General features: G+C 58.1%; 1 pseudogene. It reads left to right on the top strand.

The window, feature by feature from the left end:
* Positions 1–140 (top strand): annotated as a pseudogene (locus SB771_RS37235) (type VI secretion system tube protein Hcp); the annotation flags it as partial.
* Positions 141–234 lie beyond the last annotated feature (94 nt).

Below are 234 nucleotides of genomic sequence, written 5' to 3'. Positions count from 1 at the left end.
CGAAGATGCTCGACATCAAGGATCCGGACTACGAGAAGCACAACCACCTGGAGGAGGTCGAGCTGCGCTACGAGACGATCACCTGTTCGTACAAGGACGGCAACATCATTCACAAGGACACCTGGAACGAGCGTTCCTGAATGACCGCTGGTCTGAAGGCCGGTCCGCCTCACCGGTAGTCTCCGGGATATCGGCCTTCCTTTGCCAGTCCGCCTGTGCGGACTGGCCTTTTTC

It is taken from the genome of Burkholderia sp. SIMBA_051 (assembly GCF_046534915.1).
GTDB lineage: Bacteria > Pseudomonadota > Gammaproteobacteria > Burkholderiales > Burkholderiaceae > Burkholderia > Burkholderia ambifaria.
This window is presented reverse-complemented; position numbering and strand designations above follow the sequence as displayed.